Consider the following 22,820-nt stretch of genomic DNA (forward strand, 5'->3'; position numbering starts at 1 on the left):
GTATTCCGGATTTTGGGGTGCAGCTCAAGTTGGGGCTTTTTTCTTTGTTAAATTTTTCTTTCAAATATTACTTGATAGTAGTTTATCATAAAAAGACCTGCCTTTTCCTTTGGTACTACCAAAACTTGAGATAATCTCCATCCATCATTAGCATTTTCTTCTATAACTTTTTCTACCTGGTCCATATTATTTGACTGGCTTTCCTTAAAGCCATTACTAATAACATTTTTTTCAAACTTATACTCAAACATAAGTCCTCCTAGCTAGTTTTTATGTTATAATATTATCATGAAAAGAAATTATAATCTAGATAAGTGGCGTGGATTTACTATTATTTCCATGGTGCTTTTTCATTTAATGTATAACATAAATTATTATTGGCAAATTCCTTGGTATGATGGCACAATTTTAAATAAAGTATGGCAATTATCTATAGCTTGCTCATTTTTTATCATATCAGGAATCACATCAAATTTTCTAGATGCAAATAGAAATATAAAGCGAGGGATAAAAACAAGCCTAATAGGTTTTACAATTACCCTTATCACCTATATAGCTGCACCAGATCAATTTATACTTTGGGGAGTGCTAAATGGGCTTGGGTCATCTATGATAATTACAGGTATATTAAAATATTTTACAGATATTTCACCAAAGTGGGCCTTTGTATTTTTAATACTTTTTGTGCTAACTTACAAAATCCCACGAGGAATACTATATAGCAATAGTATTTTTAAAAACTTATACGATATAAATATTTATTACCTAGGTTTTCCATCAAGTGATTTTCATTCCAGCGATTATTTTCCAATAATCCCTTGGACTTTTCTCTACCTATTTGGTTACACCTTTGGTAAATATTTAAAAAACAAAAACTTTTATGGAAAATACGGGAAAGATAATATTCTATCTAAAATCGGCCGATATGCTATGCCAATATACCTAGCCCACCAAATTATCTTATATCCCTTGATTACTTTAATATATAATTTAGCAAAATAAAAAACTAGGAGCAAAATCTCCTAGTTTTTTTATTTCACAGTTAATGTATATTCTTCGCTTATAACTGGATTTATATTTAGTAATTCTTTGACAGCCTTTAGGGTCTGATCTTTGGCTTCTTCTAATAATCCCTTATCTATTGCTTCTTTTTCTACCTTTGCTTCCTCTTCTTTTCTAAAGTTTGAGTAGTCTTCTAGTTCTAGCGGATTAAATATAGAATTTTTCTCATCATAGACCATTACGCTATTTTCATCTATGTCATGGCTAAGAATTTTTGTTTCTGGTAGGCTTACATTTATGGTTTTTGCTTCCTCATTTACTTTTACCTTAGCCTCATCTAAATCAACTCCAGCATGGATCTCTCCCTCATAAGTGTATAAAAATCTTTTTGTTGTAAATGGTATTTTCATGCCTTGAAATTGTTGACTATTTTCAAATGAAGCTATATTTTTATAGCGGTATTTTAGGGTTGTAAGCTCCTTTGCTTCTTTTAAAGCTGCTTCTACTGTTTCTGATGTAATCTTAGTTTCTTCTTCTACATTAAATATACTTTTTGCAGTAAAAAATGCGGCTAGCACTAGTCCTGCTACTATAAGAGCACTAATTAGCCCTTGTTTAAATTTACTTTTATTTTTACTCATATTAATTCCTTTATTTATTTTCTACTTTTATTATACTTATAAAATAAATAAAATAAAGTTTAGATTAAATGGAATTAATATTATATGCTCCTGCTTCCTCCTGTTATCCCATAAACTTGGGCTGAAACATAGGAACTATCATTAGATGCTAGAAATACGTAAAGTGGGGCTAGCTCTGCTGGTTGACCTGCTCTACCTAGGGGTGTTTTTTGGCCAAAGTTTTCTATATCACTATTACCCTCATCTAATTGCAATGGTGTCCAAATTGGGCCTGGTGCTACTGTATTTGCTCTAATTCCCTTTGGAGTAAAGTAAGCTGCAAGTCCTTTAGTAAAGGTAAGCACTGCCCCATTACTTGTTGCGTAGTCTAGAAGTTCTCCTGATGGTTCAAAGGCCTGCATGGAGCTTGTAGTAACGATTGATGCACCTGCTTCTAGATATTTTTCTGCTGCCTTTACGGTTTCAAACATAGAGATAATATTTACATTCATAGTATCTCTTACCTGTTTCATTGATAAGTCTTCAAGGCTATCTGAAATAATTTGTTGGGCAGAGTTTAGTACTAGAATATCTACTGCGTCAAATTCTTCTACTGTTTTTTCTACAATTTCTGCTCCACTTCCCTCTTCTCTAAGATCTGCTGGGATTATTAGAGCTTTTTTCCCTTCTGCTTCTATTAATTCTTTTACTTCATTGGCATCAGCTTCTTCACCAGGGAAGTATTGAATAGCTACATTTGCTCCCTCTCTAGCAAAAGCAATTGCAACTGCACGTCCTATACCAGAATCTCCACCAGTTATAAGGGCATTTCTTCCTTCAAGCTTGCCATGGCCTACGTAAGATTTTTCTCCATGGTCAGGTTTATAGGTCATCTTTGCTTCCACTGCTGGTGTGTCTTGATCTTTTTCATGGTATCCTTCTGTATGATATAAAGTTCTTGGATCTTTTAAATTTTTATTTTTCATTGTTAAACTCCTTTAATGTTCCTTATTTAAATTATTACCCCAAAAAACCAGCAAATAAATTTTATATAAAAAGAAAGACTAAGTTTATTTAAACTTAGCCTTAGCATAATATATTGGTTTGTTACGCTCTCTCCATTTTTTTTCATACTCTGTAACTATGGACTTTTCTTCTGGCAAGTCATACTCTGCTTCTAAAATTTCTAAGCCAAAGTCTTCATAGTATTTTAAAGAGTCTTCAAAAAATGGTAAATCATCTGTTTTTTGTTCTATAATTCCCTGATTTTTTATAATTTTTTTATATCTTTCAAGAAATCTCTCATGGCTTAAACGTCTTTTATGGTGCTTGGTCTTTGGCCATGGGGTAGAAAAATTGATATAAATGTGGTCTATTTCTCCCTCATTAAAAGTATCAGTTAATTCTTCTGCATAGTCCACTAAACCAATAACATTGGTAAGTTCTTCTTCAATTATTTTTCTACTAGCAATTACAAAAGCATTTGTATTCATCTCTAGGGCTATAAAATTAATATCAGGATTTTGCTTTGCTTTTTCTATGATAAAGTCTCCCTTACCCGCTCCTATTTCTAGATAAATTGGGTGGTCATTTCCAAAAACTTCATGCCATTTGCCTTTCATATCCCTAGGATAGAAAAATATCCTGTCATTTTCTTTCATTTCTGGTATAGCATTTGGTTTAAATCTTAATCTCATAATCTCCTCACAAAAAAGGCAAGCCTTGCTCTGCGAGCTACTTGCCTGTAGTGTATGTTACTTTACTTTTTTTCTTAGCTTTATCAATCATATACCCTATTACAAATCCTAACATTGTAGGAATAATCCAACCAAAACCTAGACTAAATCCTGGCAAATATTTATTAGGAAACGTTAAAATACTTGTAACAAAATTGCTTTTTGATATAGATTCTGGCAGATTTATTAATAAATCAAAAAAAGCTGCAAAGGCTGTAAGACCCAGTGTCCACTTATATATTGTTTCTCTCTTACCAGTTTTAATAGAAACCATAGATAAGAAAATAAGTGCAATTGATAAGGGATATAAAAACATCAGCACTGGTATGGATAAAGAAATTATCCTTGTTAATCCTAGATTTGCTATTAAAAATGAAACTATTACAAATATTATACAGTATTGTTTGTAGGATATATTAAATGAAAGCATCTCACTAAACATTTCCGAACAAGCTGATATAAGACCAATAGCCGTTTTTAAACAAGCTATGAAAACTATTAAACTTAATAGGATATGGCCAAAAGAACCTAGATAATGGTTAGAAATTTTTGCTAAAATAATAGCTCCATTTTCTCCCCCATCCATAATATGGGCAGATGTTGATCCAAGATAAGCTAGGGAAGAATAAACCACACCCATAGCTACTAAACAGACAATCCCCGCTTTTAAAACTTCACGGCCTATATCAGCTGGCTCTGTTACTCCCAATTTTTTAATAGCTGCTATAATTAATACTGCAAAAGCCAAAGATGCCGGTGCATCTAAGGTATTATATCCATCTATAAATCCTGCTGTGAAGGGACTAGTTTGGTATTCCTTAGTGGGATCTATACTTGCAACAGGCCCCATGGGTTTAATAAAACCTAATATGGCAATAAGTGCAAGTAAAATCAAAAATATAGGAGTCATATACTTTCCTATAGTATCTATTAGATTGCCCTTTTTTACAGCAAATAAGTATGCTAGGAGAAAAAATATAATAGAAAATATTAGTAAATATAAGCTATCATTGGCTCCCACTAATCCTTTTAATCCTACTTCATAGGAAACGGTGGCTGTACGTGGTATGGCAAAACCTGGTCCTATAGTTAAATAAAGTAGAATCGTAAAAAAATATGCAAAAAAATCTCCAGCAGGCTTTGCTGATTCGAACAAGGATTCGCTATCACTTAAGCCAGTTGCAACTATACCTAAAATAGGTAGACCTACTCCAGATAATAGAAATCCTATAGTTACTGGTGTAAGGTTAACTCCTGATTTTTGGCCTAGTTCTAGAGGAAATATAAGATTTCCCGCTCCAAAATATAGGCCAAAAAGAAGCGAACCTACCAGTAAAACTTCTTTAAAACTTAATTTTTTTTTCATTTATTTTCCTTCCTTTAACGGAATAATTATATCAATAAATTTATAATTTTACCATAAGTTAAAGGACTAAAAAGGATAAATATTATCCTCTATAAATTTTCCCACTTTTGTAAATCCATCTACTTCTATATCAGTAAATCTATTTTTTATAGGACTATCTAGGTCTAGGACGCCGTAAGCATTCCCATCTTTAAATAATGGTATTACTAGTTCACTTTCTGAGGCACTATCACAAGCTATATGATCAGCAAAATCGTGGACGTCATCTACTTTTGTTACTTTTCTATCTCTAAAAGCTTTAGCACAAACCCCCTTATCTAAACTTAGTCTAGTACAGGCAGGTTGCCCTTGGAAGGGTCCTAAAACTAGTTCGTCTTCTTTATAAAGATAAAACCCAGCCCAGTTTAAATTTTTTATAGTACCCATTATAAAACTAGAAATATTACTCATTAGAGCTAGGCTATCTCTTTCATCATCTATTTGAATTTTTATATAATTAATCAGCTCATCCATACGCTCTTGATCATTTAACTTCTCTATTCCTCTAATTTCTAATGACACTTATTCCTTCTTTCCTTTACTTAAAATTTTAATAAGTTCTTGATTTTCTTTTATAGTATCTGCTATTATATCATCCAAAAAATTATTAAAGGCATCTTGGCCAAAAGAGTCTACTAGGTAGGTTTTTAAATCGTGGATGAGTTGATAATTGTTAATCCCATTTGGATTATCAGTTACTATTACATCATAGGTTATTGCCATATTATCACTTGCATCTTCACTATTTCTTATTTTTGTATTTATTAACTCATACTCAGCTCTCTTATATCTTATTTTTACAGGATTGCCCTTTTGTTGTAAAAATATTTTAATATTATCATTTATTTTAAAGTCCCTATCAGCTGAGTAGGTGCTTATAAGTCCCATTATTTTTTCACTAGTATTATCATTAAAGAAAAAATCATTTAAGGCCTGCTTATCACTTGTAATTAGGCTATCTAACTCACTACCGGTACTCGCTAAAGTTTTGATATTTTCAGATACTATCTCATTTCTGGTTTTTTCTTCTTTTCTAAAGGGCAAAGTTTCTACCAAATAATAGGCTACTAGTAAAACTATAAGGTAAAAAATATATCTTTTGGTTTTATTATCTACTTTGTATCTCATAGGTTTTCTACATATTTTTTTACATCAGGACCTACAAAAATATCACCCTCATCAGTAAAGAGTATAGGTCTTTTTACTAGCATGCCATCAGTTGCTAATAAATCATAAGCCTCATCATTGCTCATTTCTGGTAATTTATCTTTTATATTATTTTCCCTATAAACCTTACCTGAAGTATTGAAAAATCTTTTTATAGCTAGTCCTGTCTTTTCATGCCAAGACTTTATCTCTTCTGCTGTTGGATTTTCTTCTTTTATATCCCTATAATCGTAGGAAATGCCTTTTTCATCAAGCATTTTTTCAACACCCTTGCAGGTAGTGCATCTTTTATAGCAAATTAATTTCATATATTCCTCCTAACTTGTATTAAAATAGTGGGCAATGTTTCTACCCACTTTTTATTATTATACATTATTTAAATTTTTATTATAAGCTGAATGCAAATATTGGCCCTTGCCTTTGGTTTTTTTGCCATAATCAATAGCATTAGTTGGACAGGCATGGATACATCTAAGGCAAAGCAAGCAAGAATCTTTTACCCAAACTGGTTTTCCATCTTCTATTTTTATAGCATCCACTGGGCAATCTTTTTCACATGTCCCACAAGATATACAAGCATCACTTACTTCAAATTTACTAGTTGATTTAAATTTGCCATAGGCTGATTGGACAATATTTCCTATAAATTTTGGGACTTGGGAATCTATAAAGTTTCCGTAAACTCCATTGTCTAGTCTTTTTTTGATAAGGGATATTTCATAGTTGGCTTCATCATTTACCCTAGCTATTTTTTCTTTATCATTTACATCAGAAAATAGGATAAAAGTTTCTGGCATCCTAATAGCAAATGAAGCATCTAATTCCATTCCTTTTTTTATTAAAATATCTTTTACTTGCTTGCTACTATAGCCAGTGGATCCCCCACAAGTCCCTATGAAAAATGTATAGGGATGCTTATCAAAATTTATTTGTAAATCGTTTAAAAATTCTTTTACGTTTAAAGGTAGACCTCCTGCATGGGATGGAGCTAGGATGCCTAACCTATCATTGTCTTCTAAATTTATTTCTTTTAAATCTTTTTGCTTATCAACAGCAATTATCGTTTCGCCCTCATGGGCTATCTCATCTACAACGTGCTTAGTATTGCCCGTTGCTGAAAAATATATGAGCATATTAAATCCTTTCTATATAATAATCAATAATTTCTACAGGATACTTTGTTTCTATTCTTACTAAGAGATTTTCTAAAATCGCTTTGGCAGTATCATTGTCATTTGAAATAGTAACAAAGCCCATGTGAGCCATATTTCTAATATCTTGACTAGAAAGCTCAGCTGATGAAATTTTTAGATTGTTTCTAGCATAATCTATAATAGATTTAACAACTTTTCTCTTATCTTTGAGGCTAAAGCTATTATCTATCCTTATTTTTATATCTAATAAATATATGTAAATACTACCGACCTAACTTTCTTTTTTCTTTTTATCTTTTATTTTCTCAATTGACCTATAAGTAAACCAGGCAAAAGGAATAGCCACTAGAGGCGCTCCTAAAAATAATATTAATATAGGAAGTCTTACTAAAACTTGCTCTAAGAGCAGCCCGCTTAAAATAACAGAAATTAATTCGAAAGGAGAACTAAGGGCTATTAGCATAGCCTGTTTGAAATAATTTTTAAATGATAAATCAAATCTGAGTAAAGTAATAGGCATATGGCTAGTTAATATTATATATATTATTAGTAAAATTAACAAGATTAGCCCAACTGTTTTGTTATTTATAAAGTTTTTGTTTATATAATAATCAAAGACTAATATAGTTCCAAAAAATAAAAGCACCCACCCTACTTGGTTGGATTTTTTAAAATTTTCTTTGTAAGATTTTTTAAATAAGTAGCTTAAAACTTCGCCATCTTCCTTATAAAGTTTTGTAGAAAGAATATCTATAAGTGCTATAAAAGAAGGGAAGACACCAAGTATGATGCCTCCCCTTAGTGAGTAGCAAATAAAATAGGCCTGGAGGATAAACATATCCCCCAAAAAGTTACCTATTTTTATTAGTTTGTTATCATTCATTATTCAACGGCTTTCCATCTATTATAAGCTGCTTGGTAGATTTCGATTAATCTTTCAGCCCCGATTTTATTCATAGTATCAAGGTATTCTTGCCAAGTTTGATCATTTAACTCTTTTGAGCCATTGATAAATTGAGCTTCATTTTCTTTCATATAAGTTTCAAGCTCTACAGTTATATCACTTACTTCCTCATTTTCTTCATTTGTTAGATATGTTAATGGGAAGATAATTTCACCGTTATTTAGGATTTTTTCTTCAGTTTCTTTTTCAATAAAATCATTAAAACTGCTATCTGTTTCTCCACCTATTGGATCTAAAGGTACAGAGTAAGCTGGCACTGTAATTCCATAGGCTGGTGTTACATAGCCACGATATTTTTCTACATCATCAGAATTTTTTGCAGCATCTGAATATTCTTTAATAGTTTTATCATCATTCCACACCCAGTATGAACCTTCTGGACCGTAGTATAAATAATCAAAACCATCTTTTGTATAGAAAGTATCTATCCAACGTAGGGCTGCTTCTGGTGATGGGTTCTTGCTAGAAATTGCAAATGATCCACGTTTAATACCAGTTACTATTGGCATTACAGGTTCTTTTTGGTATTCGCTTGTAAGTGGGGCAAACATTGGGTCATTTATTGCTTCACTTTCATCACGGCCTGTAATAAAGTATGAATACCATTCTTGGAAAACTCCTAGTCTATCATCTTGACCCTTAGCTTGTAATTGCTCTTTTGATTGGGAAAATATTTCCTGATCAATCAGGCCATCAGCATATAGTTTATGCATAAATTCTAGATAGCCTCTAAAACCTGGATCTGTAAATGAATATGAAACCTTATCATCATTTACTTGTACACCCCATCCTTTTAAGCCAAAAGCTGGCATAAACCAGTGGCGTATACCACCAAAGTTTACATCTGAAATTGGAATTTCATCTGCCTGACCATTGTCATTTGGGTCCTCATTTTTAAATCTAACCATCAAATCATAAAATTCATCTGTAGTTTTTGGTAATTCTTCTACACCCAGATTGTCTAGCCACTCCCCATTATACCAAACTGGCCCCATAATCCATTTTGAAGTTGGGCCTTCATTGATGTGAGGGATTGCATAAATGTGACCATCTGTGGTAGTTATGGATTTTTTAATTTCTGGATTTTCTTCCATCAGCTTATTAAAATTTGGTGCGTATTCTGGAATTAAATCTTCTAGTGGAGTTAGAAGTCCTTGACTACCATAGTCTACTTCTGCAGCAGCATTTAAAGTGTTTGGTCCTCCAGCATAGATTACATCAGGTATTTCGCCACTTGCAAAGTCTAAGTTTAATTTTGTTTTAAATTCTGATTGAGGTGGTGTTGTGATATCCATGTGGATGTTAGTTTTTTCTTCATAATCTTTTATAAAGTCCATATCATTCCACTCATTGATACCTAGACCTGGGGCTATCATTGTCATAGTAATTTTTTCATCAACTATTGGATAGCCTTCTTTAGCTACTTCTACACTGGATGCTGGTGTATTATTTGCTGCATCATCTTTTGGACTATCAGCATTATTACCACAAGCAGCTAAAGATAAAGCCATAGCTGCTGTTAAAAATATTTTTTTATTCATATATTCTCCTTAACCTTTTACTGATCCTATCATAACCCCTTTTACAAAATATTTTTGTAAGAAAGGATATATTAAAATAATAGGAAGGGTTGAAACTATCATAACTCCGTATTTTATAACTTGAGCTAGTTGCTGCTGGCTATATAAAAACTTAGCCATTTCTCCAGACATGGACATATTTGGATTTGAACTCATATCTTGGATTACCAAAATTTCTCTTAATATCATTTGTAGGGGATATTTACTCCTATCATCTATATACAAAAGTGCCCCAAAATATTGGTTCCAATGGCCTATTCCATAAAATAAGGCCATTACTGCAAGGATTGGTTTTGAAAGTGGCAACACAATTTCAAAAAATATCCTAAAAAAGCTTGCCCCATCTATTACTGCTGATTCTATAAGTTCCTCAGGTATATTAGTTTGAAAATATGCTCTAACTACAATTAAGTTATAGACTGAAACTGCTCCAGGTAAGATTAGGGCCCACATAGAATTTTTTAAACCTAAACCTGTGATAAGGATATAAGAAGGAATCAGTCCCCCACTTATAAACATAGTTACAAGGATAAATTTCATAAAGAAATTACGGCCCGGTAGCTCACGACGAGCTAGGGCATAACCAGCTGGAATGGTAAAGGCTAAGTTTACCAAAGTCCCTACCAGTGTATAAATAATTGTATTTAGATAACCATTCCAAATATCTTTATTTCTAAAAATAATCTTATAACCTTCCCAAGTAATATCCTTTGGAAATAAGAACATTCTTCCAGAGTTTACAGCATTTGGGGAAGAAATCGATGCAGAAACTATATATAAAAGCGGATACAAAACAACTATTAAAACTAAGATTACTATAAGGTGGATTATTATATCAAAAATCCTATCTGAACTTTTCTTTTGCATAAATCCTCCTTACCATAAACCTATGTCAGTTACTTTTCTAGTAATTTTATTTACACTTAAAAGCAAAATCGCATTGATTGCCGCATTAAATAATCCAACAGCTGCCGCATAAGAGTAGTTTGCATCTATCAAACCCTGCTGGTAGGTAAAGGTTGATATAACATTACTTGCTGCAATATTTAATGGGTTTTGCATAAGTAATATTTTTTCATAACCCATAGACATTATAGAACCAAAGTTCATGATTAATAAAATAATCATAGTTGGTACTAAGGCTGGTAAATTTATATAAAGTAATCTTTGAAACCTGCTTGCCCCATCTATGGCTGCTGCCTCATGCAGCTCTGGATTTACTCCAGCTAGGGCTGACATATAAATAATGGTGTTCCAACCAGTATTTTGCCATATCCCTGATAAAACATAAATAGTTTTAAACCACTTTGGATCTTCCAAAAATGCGTGGCGATTTCCACCAAAGGCTGCGATTATATGATTAATAATACCTGTTGATGGAGAAAGAAAAGAAACTAACATCCCAACTATAACTACTGTTGAAATAAAGTGAGGTGCATAGGTTACTGTTTGAGCAAATTTCTTAAAAAATCCATTCTTTAATTCATTAAAAACTAAGGCAAGGATTATAGGCATTGGAAAACCTAAGATTAGCTCATAAATGCTTATACCTAGGGTATTTTTTATCAAATCTCCAAAATAATAGGAGTCAAAAAACTTTTTAAAATGCTCAAAACCAACCCATGGACTGCCAGTGATACCCAAAGAAGGCATATATTTTTTAAAGGCAATTTGCACTCCATACATAGGCCCATAGTGAAAGATTAAAAAATAAATGAGGGCTGGTAATAAAAATATATATAATTGCCAGTATCTTTTTAAATAAAATTTGATGCGTCCACCTAGGGATAGGTCCGAAACTTTAGAAGGTAATTTATCTTTTTTAATAGATTTTTTCATAATAGCCTCCTAAAAATGACTAACATCATTAGATTTTAGTATATTTAGTCCAGTTTCCTTATCAAAAATTATTATTTTTTCTAAATCATACTTAAGTCCTATTTCATGACCTACATCAACGCTTCTTGGCGGGTTAAACCTTGCTACTGACTCATCATTACTTTGTGGACTATTAAAATATACATAAGTATCACTTCCTAGCTGCTCTACCTTATTTGCAAGAACGGTTAGGTTTTTATCTGAATCTTCTAAGTCTCTATAATAAATATTTTCAGATCTGATACCTAAAACTACATCTAGAGATGATTTTTTTAAATCTAGTCTATTTTTTATAGACTCTGGTAAAGAAAATTCCTTGTTCCAAAGCTTAATAAAAATATCATCATCCTTATTAGTTAGATTTGCCTGATAAAAATTCATCTGAGGTGAGCCTATAAAGGCAGCTACAAAAAGATTTTTTGGATTGTGATAAAGGTTCGCTGGAGTGTCAAATTGTTCAACAACTCCTGCATTCATAACTGCTATCCTATCTCCCATAGTCATAGCTTCTGTTTGATCGTGGGTTACATAAATAAAAGTAGTTTCTAGGTTTTTATGAAGGCTAACTATTTCCCCACGCATGGCTACTCTTAGTTTTGCATCTAGGTTTGAAAGTGGTTCATCAAATAAAAACACTTTTGGATCACGAACCATAGCTCGCCCTAGGGCAACCCTCTGCCTTTGGCCCCCAGAAAGAGTACCTGGTTTTTTGTTTAAAACTGACTCTAGCTGAAGGATTTTAGCAACTTCATCTACTTTTTTGTATCGTTCTTCTTTTTTCACTCCAGAAACCTTTAAAGCAAAGGCAATATTATCCCTTACTGATAAGTGCGGATAAAGGGCATAGGACTGAAACACCATTGCAATATCACGGTTTTTAGGTTCAACTAAATTTACCAGATCATCACCAATATAAAGCTTGCCATCAGAAATCTCCTCAAGACCTGCTATCATTCGAAGCGTGGTCGATTTTCCGCAGCCTGATGGGCCAACTAAAACTATAAATTCTTTGTCTTTTATATCTAAATTTATATTATTAACAGCCTTAAAACCGTTTGGATAAACCTTAGAAATATTTTGTAATTTTACATTTGACAAATTATCCCTCCTTTTCTTAATAAAAACTCCCAATAACTGTGAAGGTGGCAGTTTTTGGGAGCGCCCAACAAAATGAGATATATTATTTTGTTACTTATATTATATAACAAAACATTTACATTGTAAACGAGGACTTTATTTTTACTAGGTTTACTTGTAAAAATTTAATTAGGCCCCCGGGGGTAAAGTTGCATTTATTAATCAATATCTAAATATATTTAACTTTTTTAAATCTTGTTGTTACATTATTTAATAAGCATATATTTTTTAAATAATCATAGAGCAATATTTTTATTTTCCAACTTTCATATAATCTCTGTCTATCTTATCTTTAATCATCCAACTAATTTTTCCATAATTAGAAAAATTTCCATAATTTGCCAGGGCCTTTTTATTGCCACAATTTATAATTTGCAGATATTTTTCTTGCGGTTTATAAGTTTTAAAATCATTATCCCCATTTATTAGTTTTAGTAAATTTTCATAAAGAATAGGAGCTTCACGAATAGCATATACACCTGCCTTTGGCATGGCTGGATATTTTTTAATTGTTGCAACATCCCCTATTGCTAGCGTGTTTTGGCTTGCTAAAAGATTTTCACCAACTCCTAGATAATTTTGCTTAAAGGTCATAAAACCATAAAAAGCAACATCTGGCCCACTAAAGCCTGAAGTAACAAAGGCATGGTCAAAGTCATGGGTGTTTTTGTCTGTAAATATTTTATAGTTCTTAACCTCCATAACTCGTTCTTTTTTTATAACTCTTATGCCTTTTTGGTATAAAAGTTTTTCAAATCTTTTTTTAGCCTTATCATTAAAATTTCTTAGAATATCTCTAGCTGTTATTATACTAATATCAGCCTTTGGAAAGGCTGCTTTAAAAGATAGGGCAAGTTCCACTCCAGATGCTCCTGCCCCTATAAAGGTAATTTTTGGATTTGATTTTTCCTTGCATAAGTTTACTATTCCCTCTTTTACCTTTACTACATTTAGGATAGGTTTTACCAAGGTCACACCTTTAAAATCTGTATTAAAGTTTAATTTAGATAATGATCCTAAATTTACTGATAAATAGTCATAGCTATAAGCATCCCCTTCTGTAATTACCCTCTGTTTTTTTTTATCAATGCTGATAATTTTTTGCTCTCTATAGCTTACATTTGCCATTTTACAGAGTTTTGGAATGTCAAAGGATATCTCTTCTTCTGTGTAGATACCTTCTATGTAACCTGCTAGCATACCTGAATAATATTGTCTTTTATAATCAGTTATCAAAATTATCTCATGATTTTTAATTGGATTTTTTATTAAGTTTTTAAGAATATTTATGTGGCCATGACCACCACCAGCTAAAATAATTTTTTTCATACTATATCCTGCCTTTTTGTTGATATAATCACTATACTAGAGTTTTATTCTAAATGATTATTAACTTTTTTTGATATAAATACAAAAAATATTTGACAAAGCGAAAAACACCCCCTATAATAAACTTAGAAATAAAAACGTTGATGAGAAAAGTAGCGTTGCTATAACCTACCCAGAGAGGCTAAGTTTGGTGAGATTAGTCTAGGTTAGGCAAAGTGAAAATGGCCTCTAAGTTGATTATCCGAATTTTTAAGATAATCCGTGTGCGCACGTTACAGCGATAGGGTATAAATTTGTACCTGATGAGTTATTAATTGTGAGATTGATATAAAATTAAGGTGGTAACACGAGTGACCTCGTCCTTTCTAAGGGCGGGGTCTTTTTTTATAAAAATTTTACTTTAGCGTTTTATTTCTAAATATTTTTAATAAAGGAGCTAATTATGAGCGAAAGATTTTTAACAGTAGGATCGTTACTAAGAGAAGAGGAATTATTAAAATTTAAAAACGAAATAGAACACAGAGATGACATTACATATCCATTTTATGATGACATCGAAGGATACAAGGAAGCTGAAGATAAGGCAGTAAAAAATGTAGTAGATGCCCAGATTGACCACGATTTACCTCAAATAACAGATGGTGAATATTCTAAATCCTTATGGCACCTAGACTTTGTTTGGGGTCTACATGGAGCTCACAGATTTATCGATGAAAATGGTTACTTTTTTAGGGATAAGGATAAAGAAGGTAAATACGAAACTAGAAAAGATATCGGTATCAAATTAACTGATAAACTTAGCGGCAAAAACCACCCATTTATTGATGATTTTAAAAGAGTAAAAGATCTTGCAGGAGATAAAGAAGTTAAACAATGTATACCTTCCCCATCACATATTTATGGAGAACTTTCATTGTTTGGCAGACTAGATGATGGCTACTATGCTGGTAAGATTGACCAATTTGAAGAAGATTTAAAAACATCTTATAAGGAATTTTTAGACGACTACGAAAAAGCTGGAGGTAAAATAATCCAATTTGATGATTGCCTATGGGAATTATTTGCAGAAGATAACCAAGATAGCCCATTTTCAGCTGACTCAACAGAAGTTGAAAAAAGAGATTTAGCTTATAAATTTATAGAAATAAATAACGATGTGATAGACTACGCCCACAAAATAGGTTTAAAAGTCTATACCCACAACTGCAGGGGTAACTACGATTCAAGATCTATGAGTGATGGATCCTATGAGTCCATAGCAGACTTATTTTTAGAAAAGCAAAACTACGATAGATTTTACCTAGAATGGGATGATGAGCGTGCAGGTTCTATAGATGCCTTAAATGCTTTCAAAAATAAGGATAATGAAATAGTTTTAGGCTTACTATCAAGTAAGACAAACACCCTAGATGATGAAAAAAGAGTAAAAGAGCTTTTAGAAAAGGCTAGCGAAATCATAGATAAAGACAGACTTTACCTCTCCCACCAATGTGGTTTTGCATCCTGTGATGGGGGAAATGAATTAACTATAGAAGAACAATGGGCAAAAATTGACCAAGGCCAAAAGATAGCCGAAGAATTTTGGGGATAAAAAAAGTGCAAGGACCTCCCCCTTGCACTTATTTTATTTAGTTTAGTATAGACGGTATTCTTCGTCTCTTTGCCAAACTGGTTCTTCTATTCCTTCATCAAGTTGCCTTTGATAGTCTTTTAATACTACCTTAACATCTTTAAACAATAAGAATAAGCAGATAACGTTGATAAATACTACTATACCAACAAATACGTCGATAAAGCCCCATACGATAGATAAATCCATTTGTGTAGCTACTAAGAACATGATAAATGCTACAATTCTATAAATCCAAAGTGGGATTTTGTAGTTTTTACCAAACATTATAAGAATATTGCTTTCACCGTAGAATAAGTCGGCAATAAGTGTTGTAAAACCAAATAAACTCATAGCAAAGAATACTAACCATCTACCTACCTGACCAAATTGTGATTGGAAGGCATCTTGTACTAAGAGGATACCATCGTGACCATTACCAGCAACACCTGTTAGTAGAATAGCAAATGCTGATAGAGAACAAATAATAATTGTAGTTACAAAAGTACCAAACATACCTAAGAAACCTTGTTCAGCAGGATGTTTAACATCTGCAGATGCGTGCATGATACCAGCAATACCATTACCAGCGTCATTTGAAAATAGACCACGAGCAACCCCATGTCTAAAAGCTTCTGAAATAGTGTGTCCCGCTAGACCACCTACTACAGCTTCTGGTTTAAAAGCTCCCCTAAAGATTAATCCAAACATTGCTGGGATTTCTGTAATGTTAGTAATTATGATAAATAAAACTGCTAAAATATATAAACCAGCCATAAAAGGAACAACCTTAGATGAGAACTCAGTAAGTCTTTTTACCCCACCGATTGTTATGATAGCTGCAGCAATTGTAACAACTATGCCAGGCCAAATAGGATTTGCATTTACAACTCCTGTAAAGGCTTGCCCGATAGAGTTAGATTGCATAAATGCTATACATAAGCCAACACCTAAAATGTAGAAAAATGCGGTTAACACAGCAAAGCCACGAGATTTTAGTCCGTATTGTACGTAATAAGCAGGACCCCCTCTATATGTACCATCTTCAAGCTTTACTCTGTATAATTGACCTAGAACGGTTTCTGCAAAGGTTATTACCATTCCTAAAAGAGCAGTAATCCACATCCAAAAAATAGCTCCAGGACCACCCCAAACGATAGCTGTAGCTACCCCAACTAAAGATCCAGTACCAACTTGACCACCAACTGCAGTTGCAAGTGCAGCAAAGCCACTGATGTTATCACCAGATTTCAAGTTTTTCTTCAAAACTTTATTAATGTTACCAGCATATTTGAATTGTGGGAAGCCTAGTCTTAGTGAATAGTAAAGACCAACAGCCAATAATATGTATCCGATAACGTTATCCCACATCCAATTGGCAACGCCGATTATATTTTGCATATAATCCTCCTTTATAAAAATATTTCTTGTGCAAAACACCTCATCATTATATATAATCTATAAAAAAAATACAAGACATAAATTAAATTGTAAGTTTTGGCACTATGTATTTTATAGCTATTGTTACTTTGTCTAGTTAATAAAATATTTAGATATATCTTATTAATAATATAAATAAGTAATTTTTTGTACTAGTAAAGTAATCAAGGTTTTACTAACCAAAGCATATCTTATATAATAAGTATGTAATATATAAGAAAGGATTAATATGCGAAACATTTTTTACAATAACTTTGAAACTGTCTATTCTACAGCTATAAAGGGTATACTGATATACATATTCTTAATTATAGCCTTAAGAATAACAGGTAAGCGCAGCCTATCAAAGTTAAATATTTTTGATTTTATAATCACCATAGCCATAGGATCAGTATTTGCATCAGTTCTTACAAGCAAGGATGTAAAACTTGCCCAAGGTACTACTGCAATCATAGTCCTACTAGGTGGCCAATATATAATCAGTAAATGGGCCTATAAGTCTGATAAATTTGAACAAAAAATAAAATCAGACCCTGCCCTCCTTTACTATAATGACCACTTTTTATATAAAACTATGAAACATGAGAGAGTTACAGAAAGAGAAATCTTACAGGCAGTTAGGTCAAGTGGCATTTCTTCATTAGACAAAGTAGAAGCAGTAATTTTAGAAACCCAGGGGTCTATTTCAGTTATAAGCAAATCTGATGGAGGACTAGACAGTCATATATATGACTCAGTAAAAATTGACCCCCGAGATGACATAATATAAGGAGAAAAAATGCAAGTAAGTTTTAATAATCGTAAAAAAGCAAATCTAGTTAAATTTGCTTACAAAAACCAGAGCGATAACCCATACTTTAAGGCAGACCTTGGAGAAACCCTCCCAAATCCAAGCGAAAACACCATTCTTTTAGGCCTAGGCGAAAAAGAAAAACTAAATAAAGAAAGTTTTAAAAAAGCTATCTATAAACTAGCAAAATCAGCTATCAGACTAGACTTGGATGAACTTAGCTTTGAAAAAGAAAACATAGATATAGAAGATAATGAGTTTGTAAGCCAAATAATAGAAGCAGTAAGTCTAGCTTCCTATAACTTTGACTACTACAAGGAAGAAAAATCCTGCAAGATAGAAAATATCAACTTCCCAGAAGACTTAGATGATGAAAACTCAAATGCCATAGAAGAACAATTAACAGTCCTAGATTCCCAAGCCTTCGCCCGTGATTTAGTAAACCTACGCTCAAATGACATCTACCCAGAAAGTCTAGCCCAAGCTGCAAAAGAAAGACTAACAAGAGATGTAGAAGTTAAAATCTATGATGAAAAACAAATCAAAGACCTAGGCCTTACAGCATATCTTGAAGTAGCAAAGGGTTCGGATAACCCACCTAGATTTATCGTTATGGAATACCTAAACGGTCCAAAAGAGCAAAAACCATTAGTATTTGTAGGTAAGGGTATCACCTATGACTCAGGTGGATACTCCATAAAACCATCCGATGGTATGAAAACTATGAATGCTGACATGGGTGGAGCAGGAACAGTAATTGGGGCCCTAGATGCCATTTCATCAAACGAACTAAAAGTAAATGTAATAGGAATAGTTGCAGCTTGTGAAAATAGTATCTCAGGCAGATCCTACAAACCTGGCGATGTTATAAAAGCAAGAAACGGCATGACCATAGAAGTAGATAACACAGATGCAGAAGGAAGAATAACCCTTGCTGATGCAGTAAACTACGGAGTAACAGAATACGACCCAGAATTTATAGTAGATCTTGCAACACTCACAGGCGCATGCCTAGTAGCCCTTGCCGAAACCTATACAGGGGCTGTTACAAATAATCAAGAAACATTTGAAAAAGTTCTAGCAGCAGCCAATGAAGCAGACGAAAAAATCTGGCAACTACCAAATGACGATACAATAAGAAAATACAATGAATCTGAAGTAGCAGATGTCAAAAACTCAGGCGGTAGACTGGGCGGTACCATCACAGCCGGCCAATTTATAGAAAATTTCATAGAAGAAAAACCATGGGTCCACCTAGACATAGCAGGTACAGCATACTTATCAAAAGCCCAAGGCCTATACGAAAAAGGTGCAACAGGTGTCCACGTAAAAACCCTTTATAATTTAGCAAAATCTTATAGTAAATAAATATAGGCATAGAAAAAGCTACCATTAAATGGTAGCTTTTTTTGCTAAATATACTTATTTTTATTACCAAGACGGTATTTATTCAGCTTTAGATAGTTCGTCTTCTGACATCCATTTGTGATTTTTGATCTCTTCCCCAGATTCTGTATCTGTGTAAGTAACCATATAAATATTAGTTTTTTCAGCAGAATCAATAGTTGCTGTTGCACCTTTCATTCCTGGCATATGAGTTGCTTCTAAAACTACCTCATCGCCTGCTTGGTATGGTTCGTCTTGGGCATTTTCTAATTCTTCATGAACTACCCATTTATGGTTAGCTACGGTTTCACCTGTTTCAGTATCATCATAGCTTACTTCATAAGCAGTAGTATCAAATACACCTACTACTGTACCAGTAGCACCTTTCATACCTGGCATATGGTCATTTTCAATAACAACTTCGCTACCTACTGGATAAGCTGGATTTTCTGCTTTTTTCATTCCTTCTGGAACTTCACCAGATTCATCATGCACCATATCTTCGTGACCGCCTTCATTTGTAGCTTCATCTTCTGTAACGTCGTTAGTGTCTTCGGCTGTATCAGTCTCTGTAGTTTCTTCTACTGTAGTTGTTGGTTCTTCTACTTCTGTTTGTCCATCATCATTTGTACCACAAGCTCCTAGCAATAATGCAGATGATAGTAAAACAGCTCCTAATTTCTTTTTATTATCTTTCATACTCTTCCTCCTCTTTAACTATTACTTTATTTTATATACTCCCGATTGTCAATTATCATAATTTAAGTTAAAAATCACTTAATTAAATTTGATAATCCCCTCCTTATTTTTTTACATAAGTAAAATCTAGGATATAATACACTCTTACCCTAATAAACAGACTTGCTATCAATTCATAAGCTTGATAAGCAACAGGTGCAACTGACATCCATGCAAAACTCTTTATAATCTTGCAAAATCTTTTAGTAAATAAACTAAAGCTACCAATAAGGCAGCTTCATTACATAGGATATTCTTCTAGTATTTCTCTAATAGCGTCTATTAATGCGTAGTATAGATACTGGTCTGCAACCCTTGCTTCAGGATGTGAAAATGATACTATGATAGTATTATCAAGTATCATATATTCGATACCTCTATTAGTCATTTGCCAAGTTAAGCCAGACTCTAAATAATACTTTGCAAATAATCCTGAAGTCCCACAGCATATGATAATATTTGGCTGGTATATATCTACTTGTTTTTTTATAATCTCTTTATTATTTTTAGTTGCCAACCTAATTTCGTTATGTATAGAGGTATGTCTACCAGGCGTCTTTTTTTAATTGATAGAAGCTATTTTCTTAAGATATATATTTCTTCTTAAATCATTAGCCCTACTTAGATACTCCCAATCAAGATCTTTTTCTAAATTAAGTATACCCTCAGTCCACCTTGCTACATTATCCCGTGTCTGAGACCTAGCTCCATTTGATATAAACTCTGTCAAGCTCCATCCACCATTTTGATATGAGTTTACTTCTTTCATAACATAAAGAATTTTATATTTTGAATCTAAATATTCTTTTTCATCTACTATACCATCGGTAACTATAGAAGAATCTAAAATTCTTAGTTTTTCAAAAATGCTATTTTCCTGTTGTTTTATACTCATATTCTCATCTCTACCTATTAATTTAATCAACTTTAAATAATTTCCTTATTTTAAAATTTTTATATATAAAATTAAATTCAATCTATTTCATAAAAGCTAAGCAATTGTAGTCGGAAACATTTCTTAAACCATTATTTTTATAAAATTCTATATTTTTGCTAGAATTATCAGTTAATAGCAATATTTGCCTGACTAACTTGTATTCATCAAGTATTATTTCTAGTAGCCTACTTCCAATACCTAGTCCCTGATAGCTAGCTAAGATTAATATATCTTGTATATAAACAATTGACACACCATCTCCCACTACTCTAGCTAGCCCTATAAGCTCATCTCCATCCCAAACTGTCCATACTTTTAAAGAATTTTTAATCGCTTTTTCTAATACTTCTTTATCCTTAGTATAAGAAGTCCAGCCAACATCATTATATAAGTAGAGTACCTTATCAATTGCTGGGATAAGGTCACTTTTATATACTATATTCTTCATTATCTCCGCCTTTTAATCCCTATATTTTGATTTCTTTTACTAACACCTTTATTTAGATTGCTTTTATTCTAAAATTAATAAAATTCTTAATTAGTATATTAAATCTCCCTATTAGCAAATATACATAAAATCATATGAGTAATTAAGCTTTAAGAAATTATAGTTATTAATTTATCCGTTATAAATTTATGGCTAAGCAAAACTAAAATATAAATAAATATTGTCGATAATAGTATATCTTTATTTATATTTATCATATATTTCCCTATCAAAATTGATACTATGACTATAAATACACAGGCAACAATACTATAAAAATTGACAATAAAGTTTTTATTTATTAATTTACGTAAATATATTGTAAGCATATATACTAATATAAAAGATACTATAAACTTATAATCCATAGAACCTTCTCTAATTACTATCGAAGAACCCATAGAAAACAAGAATGTACTTATGTAATAGATAAACTTATTCATATTTTCTAATCCTTCCTAATCAATCTATGGTTTTAACAAAAATAATATTATCATTTCAATATATAAATGGTTATAGTATATTAAATATTTAAATCTCAAGATTTATATTTTAGATATACATCATTTGCCTTAATTAGTTTTTCATAATATTCATCATAACTTTTACTAAATTTTCTTATCAAGGGGATAGCTACTTCATAATAGTTATTATCTACCATGAACTTTTGTAATTTATCTTGAATTTCTTTCAATTTGCTATTTTGGTAATATTCACTGGATTTGTATAGGTCATACTGCTCTATAAATTCTTTGTTTTCTTGAAGCCACACTTCTGGATTTTCAATTGCCTTGTTTTTAGATTGGGCTACATCTGATAAAGTTTCCATACTTAAATCAGAACTAATTTTTTCTATATAATCTTTCTCATCCTTGCTTAGTTCAAACTTAGGAAGTTGATCAAGAAATTTTACATATTCATCAAAGGAATTTTTTTGCTTATCATCTAAACTTTCATTCAAAAAGGGTCTATATGATACAAAAATCATCTGACCAAAATATCCTGGAAAAATCCTTTCTAACTTCTCATAGATACTTTCATGAGCTTCAATCTGAGCAATTTTTTCTTTGATAATTTCATCTTTCTCTCCATTTACAATAAGATTAAGAACATTTTTCCTTCTATTATCAATATCAAGCTCATATTCTTTTCTTCTTAAAATTGTAGATAGGTATTTATCATCAGATCCTAGGCACTTTTCTATTTCACCTATACTTAATCCGAGTTTTCTATACATAGATATTTTATTTAATAGGTCTAGGTCTTTTTCACTATAATTCCTATAGCCGTTTTCAAGTCTTTGAGGGTTTATAAGCCCCTTATCTTCATAATATTCTATTGCTTTTCTTGTTAGTCCTGTCTTCTCTTGTATTTCATTTCTTAACATGACCTTCCACCTCCTTGATTAAATTATATCACTGTCCCTAGGGAGCAGGTCAATACTATATTAGAACTGTATTT

General features: G+C 32.3%; 26 protein-coding genes and 1 other annotated feature. Of the genes, 4 read left to right on the forward strand and 22 right to left on the reverse strand.

All coding sequences use genetic code 11. The features are described from left to right. Nucleotides 1-47: 47 nt before the first annotated feature. A complete protein-coding gene (locus AB9Q04_RS05335) occupies nt 48-251 on the reverse strand; it encodes a DUF4177 domain-containing protein (protein WP_410024334.1) in 204 nt (67 codons plus the stop codon). 37 nt (nt 252-288) lie between these two features. On the opposite strand from AB9Q04_RS05335, the gene AB9Q04_RS05340 reads away from it, so the two are divergent. After that, a complete protein-coding gene (locus AB9Q04_RS05340) occupies nt 289-1,002 on the forward strand; it encodes a heparan-alpha-glucosaminide N-acetyltransferase domain-containing protein (protein WP_410024335.1) in 714 nt (237 codons plus the stop codon). A gap of 29 nt (nt 1,003-1,031) precedes the next feature. Here AB9Q04_RS05340 and AB9Q04_RS05345 read toward each other — a convergent pair whose 3' ends face one another. The 15 genes from AB9Q04_RS05345 to AB9Q04_RS05415 all read right to left on the reverse strand — a co-directional run bounded on the left by AB9Q04_RS05345 (nt 1,032) and on the right by AB9Q04_RS05415 (nt 13,972). Continuing rightward, a complete protein-coding gene (locus tag AB9Q04_RS05345) occupies nt 1,032-1,643 on the reverse strand; it encodes a DUF4230 domain-containing protein (RefSeq protein WP_410024336.1) in 612 nt (203 codons plus the stop codon). An 80-nt stretch (nt 1,644-1,723) separates the two neighbouring features. After that, nucleotides 1,724-2,608, reverse strand: coding sequence for an SDR family oxidoreductase (locus tag AB9Q04_RS05350; protein WP_410024337.1), 885 nt, complete (start codon nt 2,606-2,608; stop codon nt 1,724-1,726). A gap of 84 nt (nt 2,609-2,692) precedes the next feature. Next, nucleotides 2,693-3,319 (reverse strand): tRNA (guanosine(46)-N7)-methyltransferase TrmB, encoded by a 627-nt coding sequence (trmB, locus tag AB9Q04_RS05355; protein ID WP_410024338.1) that lies wholly within the window; start codon nt 3,317-3,319, stop codon nt 2,693-2,695. A 37-nt stretch (nt 3,320-3,356) separates the two neighbouring features. Then, the gene (gene brnQ, locus AB9Q04_RS05360) at nt 3,357-4,724 is read right to left on the reverse strand and encodes a branched-chain amino acid transport system II carrier protein (protein WP_410024339.1); all 1,368 of its coding nucleotides are present in this window, start codon (nt 4,722-4,724) and stop codon (nt 3,357-3,359) included. A 66-nt stretch (nt 4,725-4,790) separates the two neighbouring features. Then, on the reverse strand, nt 4,791-5,285 hold the full coding sequence (locus AB9Q04_RS05365; RefSeq protein ID WP_410024340.1) for a GAF domain-containing protein: 495 nt from the start codon (nt 5,283-5,285) through the stop codon (nt 4,791-4,793). Beyond that, the gene (locus AB9Q04_RS05370; RefSeq protein ID WP_410024341.1) at nt 5,286-5,891 is read right to left on the reverse strand and encodes a hypothetical protein; all 606 of its coding nucleotides are present in this window, start codon (nt 5,889-5,891) and stop codon (nt 5,286-5,288) included. Beyond that, nucleotides 5,888-6,238 carry an arsenate reductase family protein gene (locus AB9Q04_RS05375; RefSeq protein WP_410024342.1) on the reverse strand — a complete coding sequence of 117 codons (351 nt, stop codon included), beginning with the start codon at nt 6,236-6,238 and terminating at the stop codon, nt 5,888-5,890. The genes AB9Q04_RS05370 and AB9Q04_RS05375 overlap by 4 nt, the downstream gene beginning before the upstream one ends. A gap of 57 nt (nt 6,239-6,295) precedes the next feature. Next, on the reverse strand, nt 6,296-7,063 hold the full coding sequence (locus tag AB9Q04_RS05380; protein WP_410024343.1) for an EFR1 family ferrodoxin: 768 nt from the start codon (nt 7,061-7,063) through the stop codon (nt 6,296-6,298). A gap of 1 nt (nt 7,064) precedes the next feature. Continuing rightward, the gene (locus tag AB9Q04_RS05385; RefSeq protein ID WP_410024432.1) at nt 7,065-7,346 is read right to left on the reverse strand and encodes a DUF503 domain-containing protein; all 282 of its coding nucleotides are present in this window, start codon (nt 7,344-7,346) and stop codon (nt 7,065-7,067) included. A gap of 9 nt (nt 7,347-7,355) precedes the next feature. Then, on the reverse strand, nt 7,356-7,967 hold the full coding sequence (locus AB9Q04_RS05390) for a YesL family protein (protein WP_410024344.1): 612 nt from the start codon (nt 7,965-7,967) through the stop codon (nt 7,356-7,358). Next, nucleotides 7,967-9,589 (reverse strand): extracellular solute-binding protein, encoded by a 1,623-nt coding sequence (locus AB9Q04_RS05395; protein WP_410024345.1) that lies wholly within the window; start codon nt 9,587-9,589, stop codon nt 7,967-7,969. The genes AB9Q04_RS05390 and AB9Q04_RS05395 overlap by 1 nt, the downstream gene beginning before the upstream one ends. A gap of 9 nt (nt 9,590-9,598) precedes the next feature. Next, entirely contained in the window at nt 9,599-10,495 is an 897-nt protein-coding gene (locus AB9Q04_RS05400; RefSeq protein WP_410024346.1) for a carbohydrate ABC transporter permease, read from the reverse strand. A 9-nt stretch (nt 10,496-10,504) separates the two neighbouring features. After that, the gene (locus AB9Q04_RS05405) at nt 10,505-11,467 is read right to left on the reverse strand and encodes an ABC transporter permease (RefSeq protein ID WP_410024347.1); all 963 of its coding nucleotides are present in this window, start codon (nt 11,465-11,467) and stop codon (nt 10,505-10,507) included. Between the two features lie 9 nt (nt 11,468-11,476). Further along, entirely contained in the window at nt 11,477-12,604 is a 1,128-nt protein-coding gene (locus tag AB9Q04_RS05410) for an ABC transporter ATP-binding protein (protein ID WP_410024348.1), read from the reverse strand. Between the two features lie 291 nt (nt 12,605-12,895). Then, nucleotides 12,896-13,972 (reverse strand): FAD-dependent oxidoreductase, encoded by a 1,077-nt coding sequence (locus AB9Q04_RS05415; RefSeq protein ID WP_410024349.1) that lies wholly within the window; start codon nt 13,970-13,972, stop codon nt 12,896-12,898. A 131-nt stretch (nt 13,973-14,103) separates the two neighbouring features. Next, nucleotides 14,104-14,339, forward strand: a binding site (T-box leader). A gap of 75 nt (nt 14,340-14,414) precedes the next feature. Here AB9Q04_RS05415 and AB9Q04_RS05420 point away from each other — a divergent pair. Further along, nucleotides 14,415-15,563, forward strand: a complete 1,149-nt coding sequence (locus tag AB9Q04_RS05420; protein WP_410024350.1) for a cobalamin-independent methionine synthase II family protein — start codon at nt 14,415-14,417, stop codon at nt 15,561-15,563. A gap of 42 nt (nt 15,564-15,605) precedes the next feature. Here the strand turns inward: AB9Q04_RS05420 and AB9Q04_RS05425 are convergent, their stop codons facing one another. Continuing rightward, nucleotides 15,606-16,982 (reverse strand): alanine/glycine:cation symporter family protein, encoded by a 1,377-nt coding sequence (locus AB9Q04_RS05425; RefSeq protein WP_410024351.1) that lies wholly within the window; start codon nt 16,980-16,982, stop codon nt 15,606-15,608. A gap of 268 nt (nt 16,983-17,250) precedes the next feature. Between AB9Q04_RS05425 and AB9Q04_RS05430 the strand changes: the two genes are divergently transcribed. Further along, entirely contained in the window at nt 17,251-17,790 is a 540-nt protein-coding gene (locus tag AB9Q04_RS05430; RefSeq protein WP_410024352.1) for a DUF421 domain-containing protein, read from the forward strand. Nucleotides 17,791-17,799: 9 nt separating this feature from the next. After that, entirely contained in the window at nt 17,800-19,179 is a 1,380-nt protein-coding gene (locus AB9Q04_RS05435; protein ID WP_410024353.1) for a leucyl aminopeptidase, read from the forward strand. Nucleotides 19,180-19,257: 78 nt separating this feature from the next. Here the strand turns inward: AB9Q04_RS05435 and AB9Q04_RS05440 are convergent, their stop codons facing one another. The 5 genes from AB9Q04_RS05440 to AB9Q04_RS05460 form a co-directional block, all read right to left on the reverse strand. Continuing rightward, complete coding sequence (locus AB9Q04_RS05440; protein ID WP_410024354.1) at nt 19,258-19,896, reverse strand: YdhK family protein; 639 nt, start codon at nt 19,894-19,896, stop codon at nt 19,258-19,260. Between the two features lie 280 nt (nt 19,897-20,176). Then, nucleotides 20,177-20,452 carry a hypothetical protein gene (locus AB9Q04_RS05445; RefSeq protein ID WP_410024355.1) on the reverse strand — a complete coding sequence of 92 codons (276 nt, stop codon included), beginning with the start codon at nt 20,450-20,452 and terminating at the stop codon, nt 20,177-20,179. Between the two features lie 45 nt (nt 20,453-20,497). Then, nucleotides 20,498-20,860: a hypothetical protein gene (locus tag AB9Q04_RS05450; protein WP_410024356.1), complete on the reverse strand. Its 363-nt coding sequence runs from the start codon at nt 20,858-20,860 to the stop codon at nt 20,498-20,500. A gap of 52 nt (nt 20,861-20,912) precedes the next feature. Further along, entirely contained in the window at nt 20,913-21,320 is a 408-nt protein-coding gene (locus tag AB9Q04_RS05455) for a GNAT family N-acetyltransferase (RefSeq protein ID WP_410024357.1), read from the reverse strand. A 577-nt stretch (nt 21,321-21,897) separates the two neighbouring features. Then, nucleotides 21,898-22,746, reverse strand: coding sequence for a MerR family transcriptional regulator (locus AB9Q04_RS05460; protein WP_410024358.1), 849 nt, complete (start codon nt 22,744-22,746; stop codon nt 21,898-21,900). Between the last annotated feature and the right edge of the window lie 74 nt (nt 22,747-22,820).

The organism is Anaerococcus groningensis (genome assembly GCF_046365465.1).
Classification (GTDB): domain Bacteria; phylum Bacillota; class Clostridia; order Tissierellales; family Peptoniphilaceae; genus Anaerococcus; species Anaerococcus groningensis.

Excerpts from the sequence above, each read along its gene's own strand:
- AB9Q04_RS05335 (WP_410024334.1), bottom strand. The coding sequence starts at position 251 with ATGTTTGAGTATAAGTTTGAAAAAAATGTTATTAGTAATGGCTTTAAG.
- AB9Q04_RS05340 (WP_410024335.1), top strand. The coding sequence starts at position 289 with ATGAAAAGAAATTATAATCTAGATAAGTGGCGTGGATTTACTATTATT.
- AB9Q04_RS05345 (WP_410024336.1), bottom strand. The coding sequence starts at position 1,643 with ATGAGTAAAAATAAAAGTAAATTTAAACAAGGGCTAATTAGTGCTCTT.
- AB9Q04_RS05350 (WP_410024337.1), bottom strand. The coding sequence starts at position 2,608 with ATGAAAAATAAAAATTTAAAAGATCCAAGAACTTTATATCATACAGAA.
- trmB (WP_410024338.1), bottom strand. The coding sequence starts at position 3,319 with ATGAGATTAAGATTTAAACCAAATGCTATACCAGAAATGAAAGAAAAT.
- brnQ (WP_410024339.1), bottom strand. The coding sequence starts at position 4,724 with ATGAAAAAAAAATTAAGTTTTAAAGAAGTTTTACTGGTAGGTTCGCTT.
- AB9Q04_RS05370 (WP_410024341.1), bottom strand. The coding sequence starts at position 5,891 with ATGAGATACAAAGTAGATAATAAAACCAAAAGATATATTTTTTACCTT.
- AB9Q04_RS05375 (WP_410024342.1), bottom strand. The coding sequence starts at position 6,238 with ATGAAATTAATTTGCTATAAAAGATGCACTACCTGCAAGGGTGTTGAA.
- AB9Q04_RS05380 (WP_410024343.1), bottom strand. The coding sequence starts at position 7,063 with ATGCTCATATATTTTTCAGCAACGGGCAATACTAAGCACGTTGTAGAT.
- AB9Q04_RS05390 (WP_410024344.1), bottom strand. The coding sequence starts at position 7,967 with ATGAATGATAACAAACTAATAAAAATAGGTAACTTTTTGGGGGATATG.
- AB9Q04_RS05395 (WP_410024345.1), bottom strand. The coding sequence starts at position 9,589 with ATGAATAAAAAAATATTTTTAACAGCAGCTATGGCTTTATCTTTAGCT.
- AB9Q04_RS05400 (WP_410024346.1), bottom strand. The coding sequence starts at position 10,495 with ATGCAAAAGAAAAGTTCAGATAGGATTTTTGATATAATAATCCACCTT.
- AB9Q04_RS05405 (WP_410024347.1), bottom strand. The coding sequence starts at position 11,467 with ATGAAAAAATCTATTAAAAAAGATAAATTACCTTCTAAAGTTTCGGAC.
- AB9Q04_RS05415 (WP_410024349.1), bottom strand. The coding sequence starts at position 13,972 with ATGAAAAAAATTATTTTAGCTGGTGGTGGTCATGGCCACATAAATATT.
- AB9Q04_RS05420 (WP_410024350.1), top strand. The coding sequence starts at position 14,415 with ATGAGCGAAAGATTTTTAACAGTAGGATCGTTACTAAGAGAAGAGGAA.
- AB9Q04_RS05425 (WP_410024351.1), bottom strand. The coding sequence starts at position 16,982 with ATGCAAAATATAATCGGCGTTGCCAATTGGATGTGGGATAACGTTATC.
- AB9Q04_RS05430 (WP_410024352.1), top strand. The coding sequence starts at position 17,251 with ATGCGAAACATTTTTTACAATAACTTTGAAACTGTCTATTCTACAGCT.
- AB9Q04_RS05435 (WP_410024353.1), top strand. The coding sequence starts at position 17,800 with ATGCAAGTAAGTTTTAATAATCGTAAAAAAGCAAATCTAGTTAAATTT.
- AB9Q04_RS05440 (WP_410024354.1), bottom strand. The coding sequence starts at position 19,896 with ATGAAAGATAATAAAAAGAAATTAGGAGCTGTTTTACTATCATCTGCA.
- AB9Q04_RS05455 (WP_410024357.1), bottom strand. The coding sequence starts at position 21,320 with ATGAAGAATATAGTATATAAAAGTGACCTTATCCCAGCAATTGATAAG.
- AB9Q04_RS05460 (WP_410024358.1), bottom strand. The coding sequence starts at position 22,746 with ATGTTAAGAAATGAAATACAAGAGAAGACAGGACTAACAAGAAAAGCA.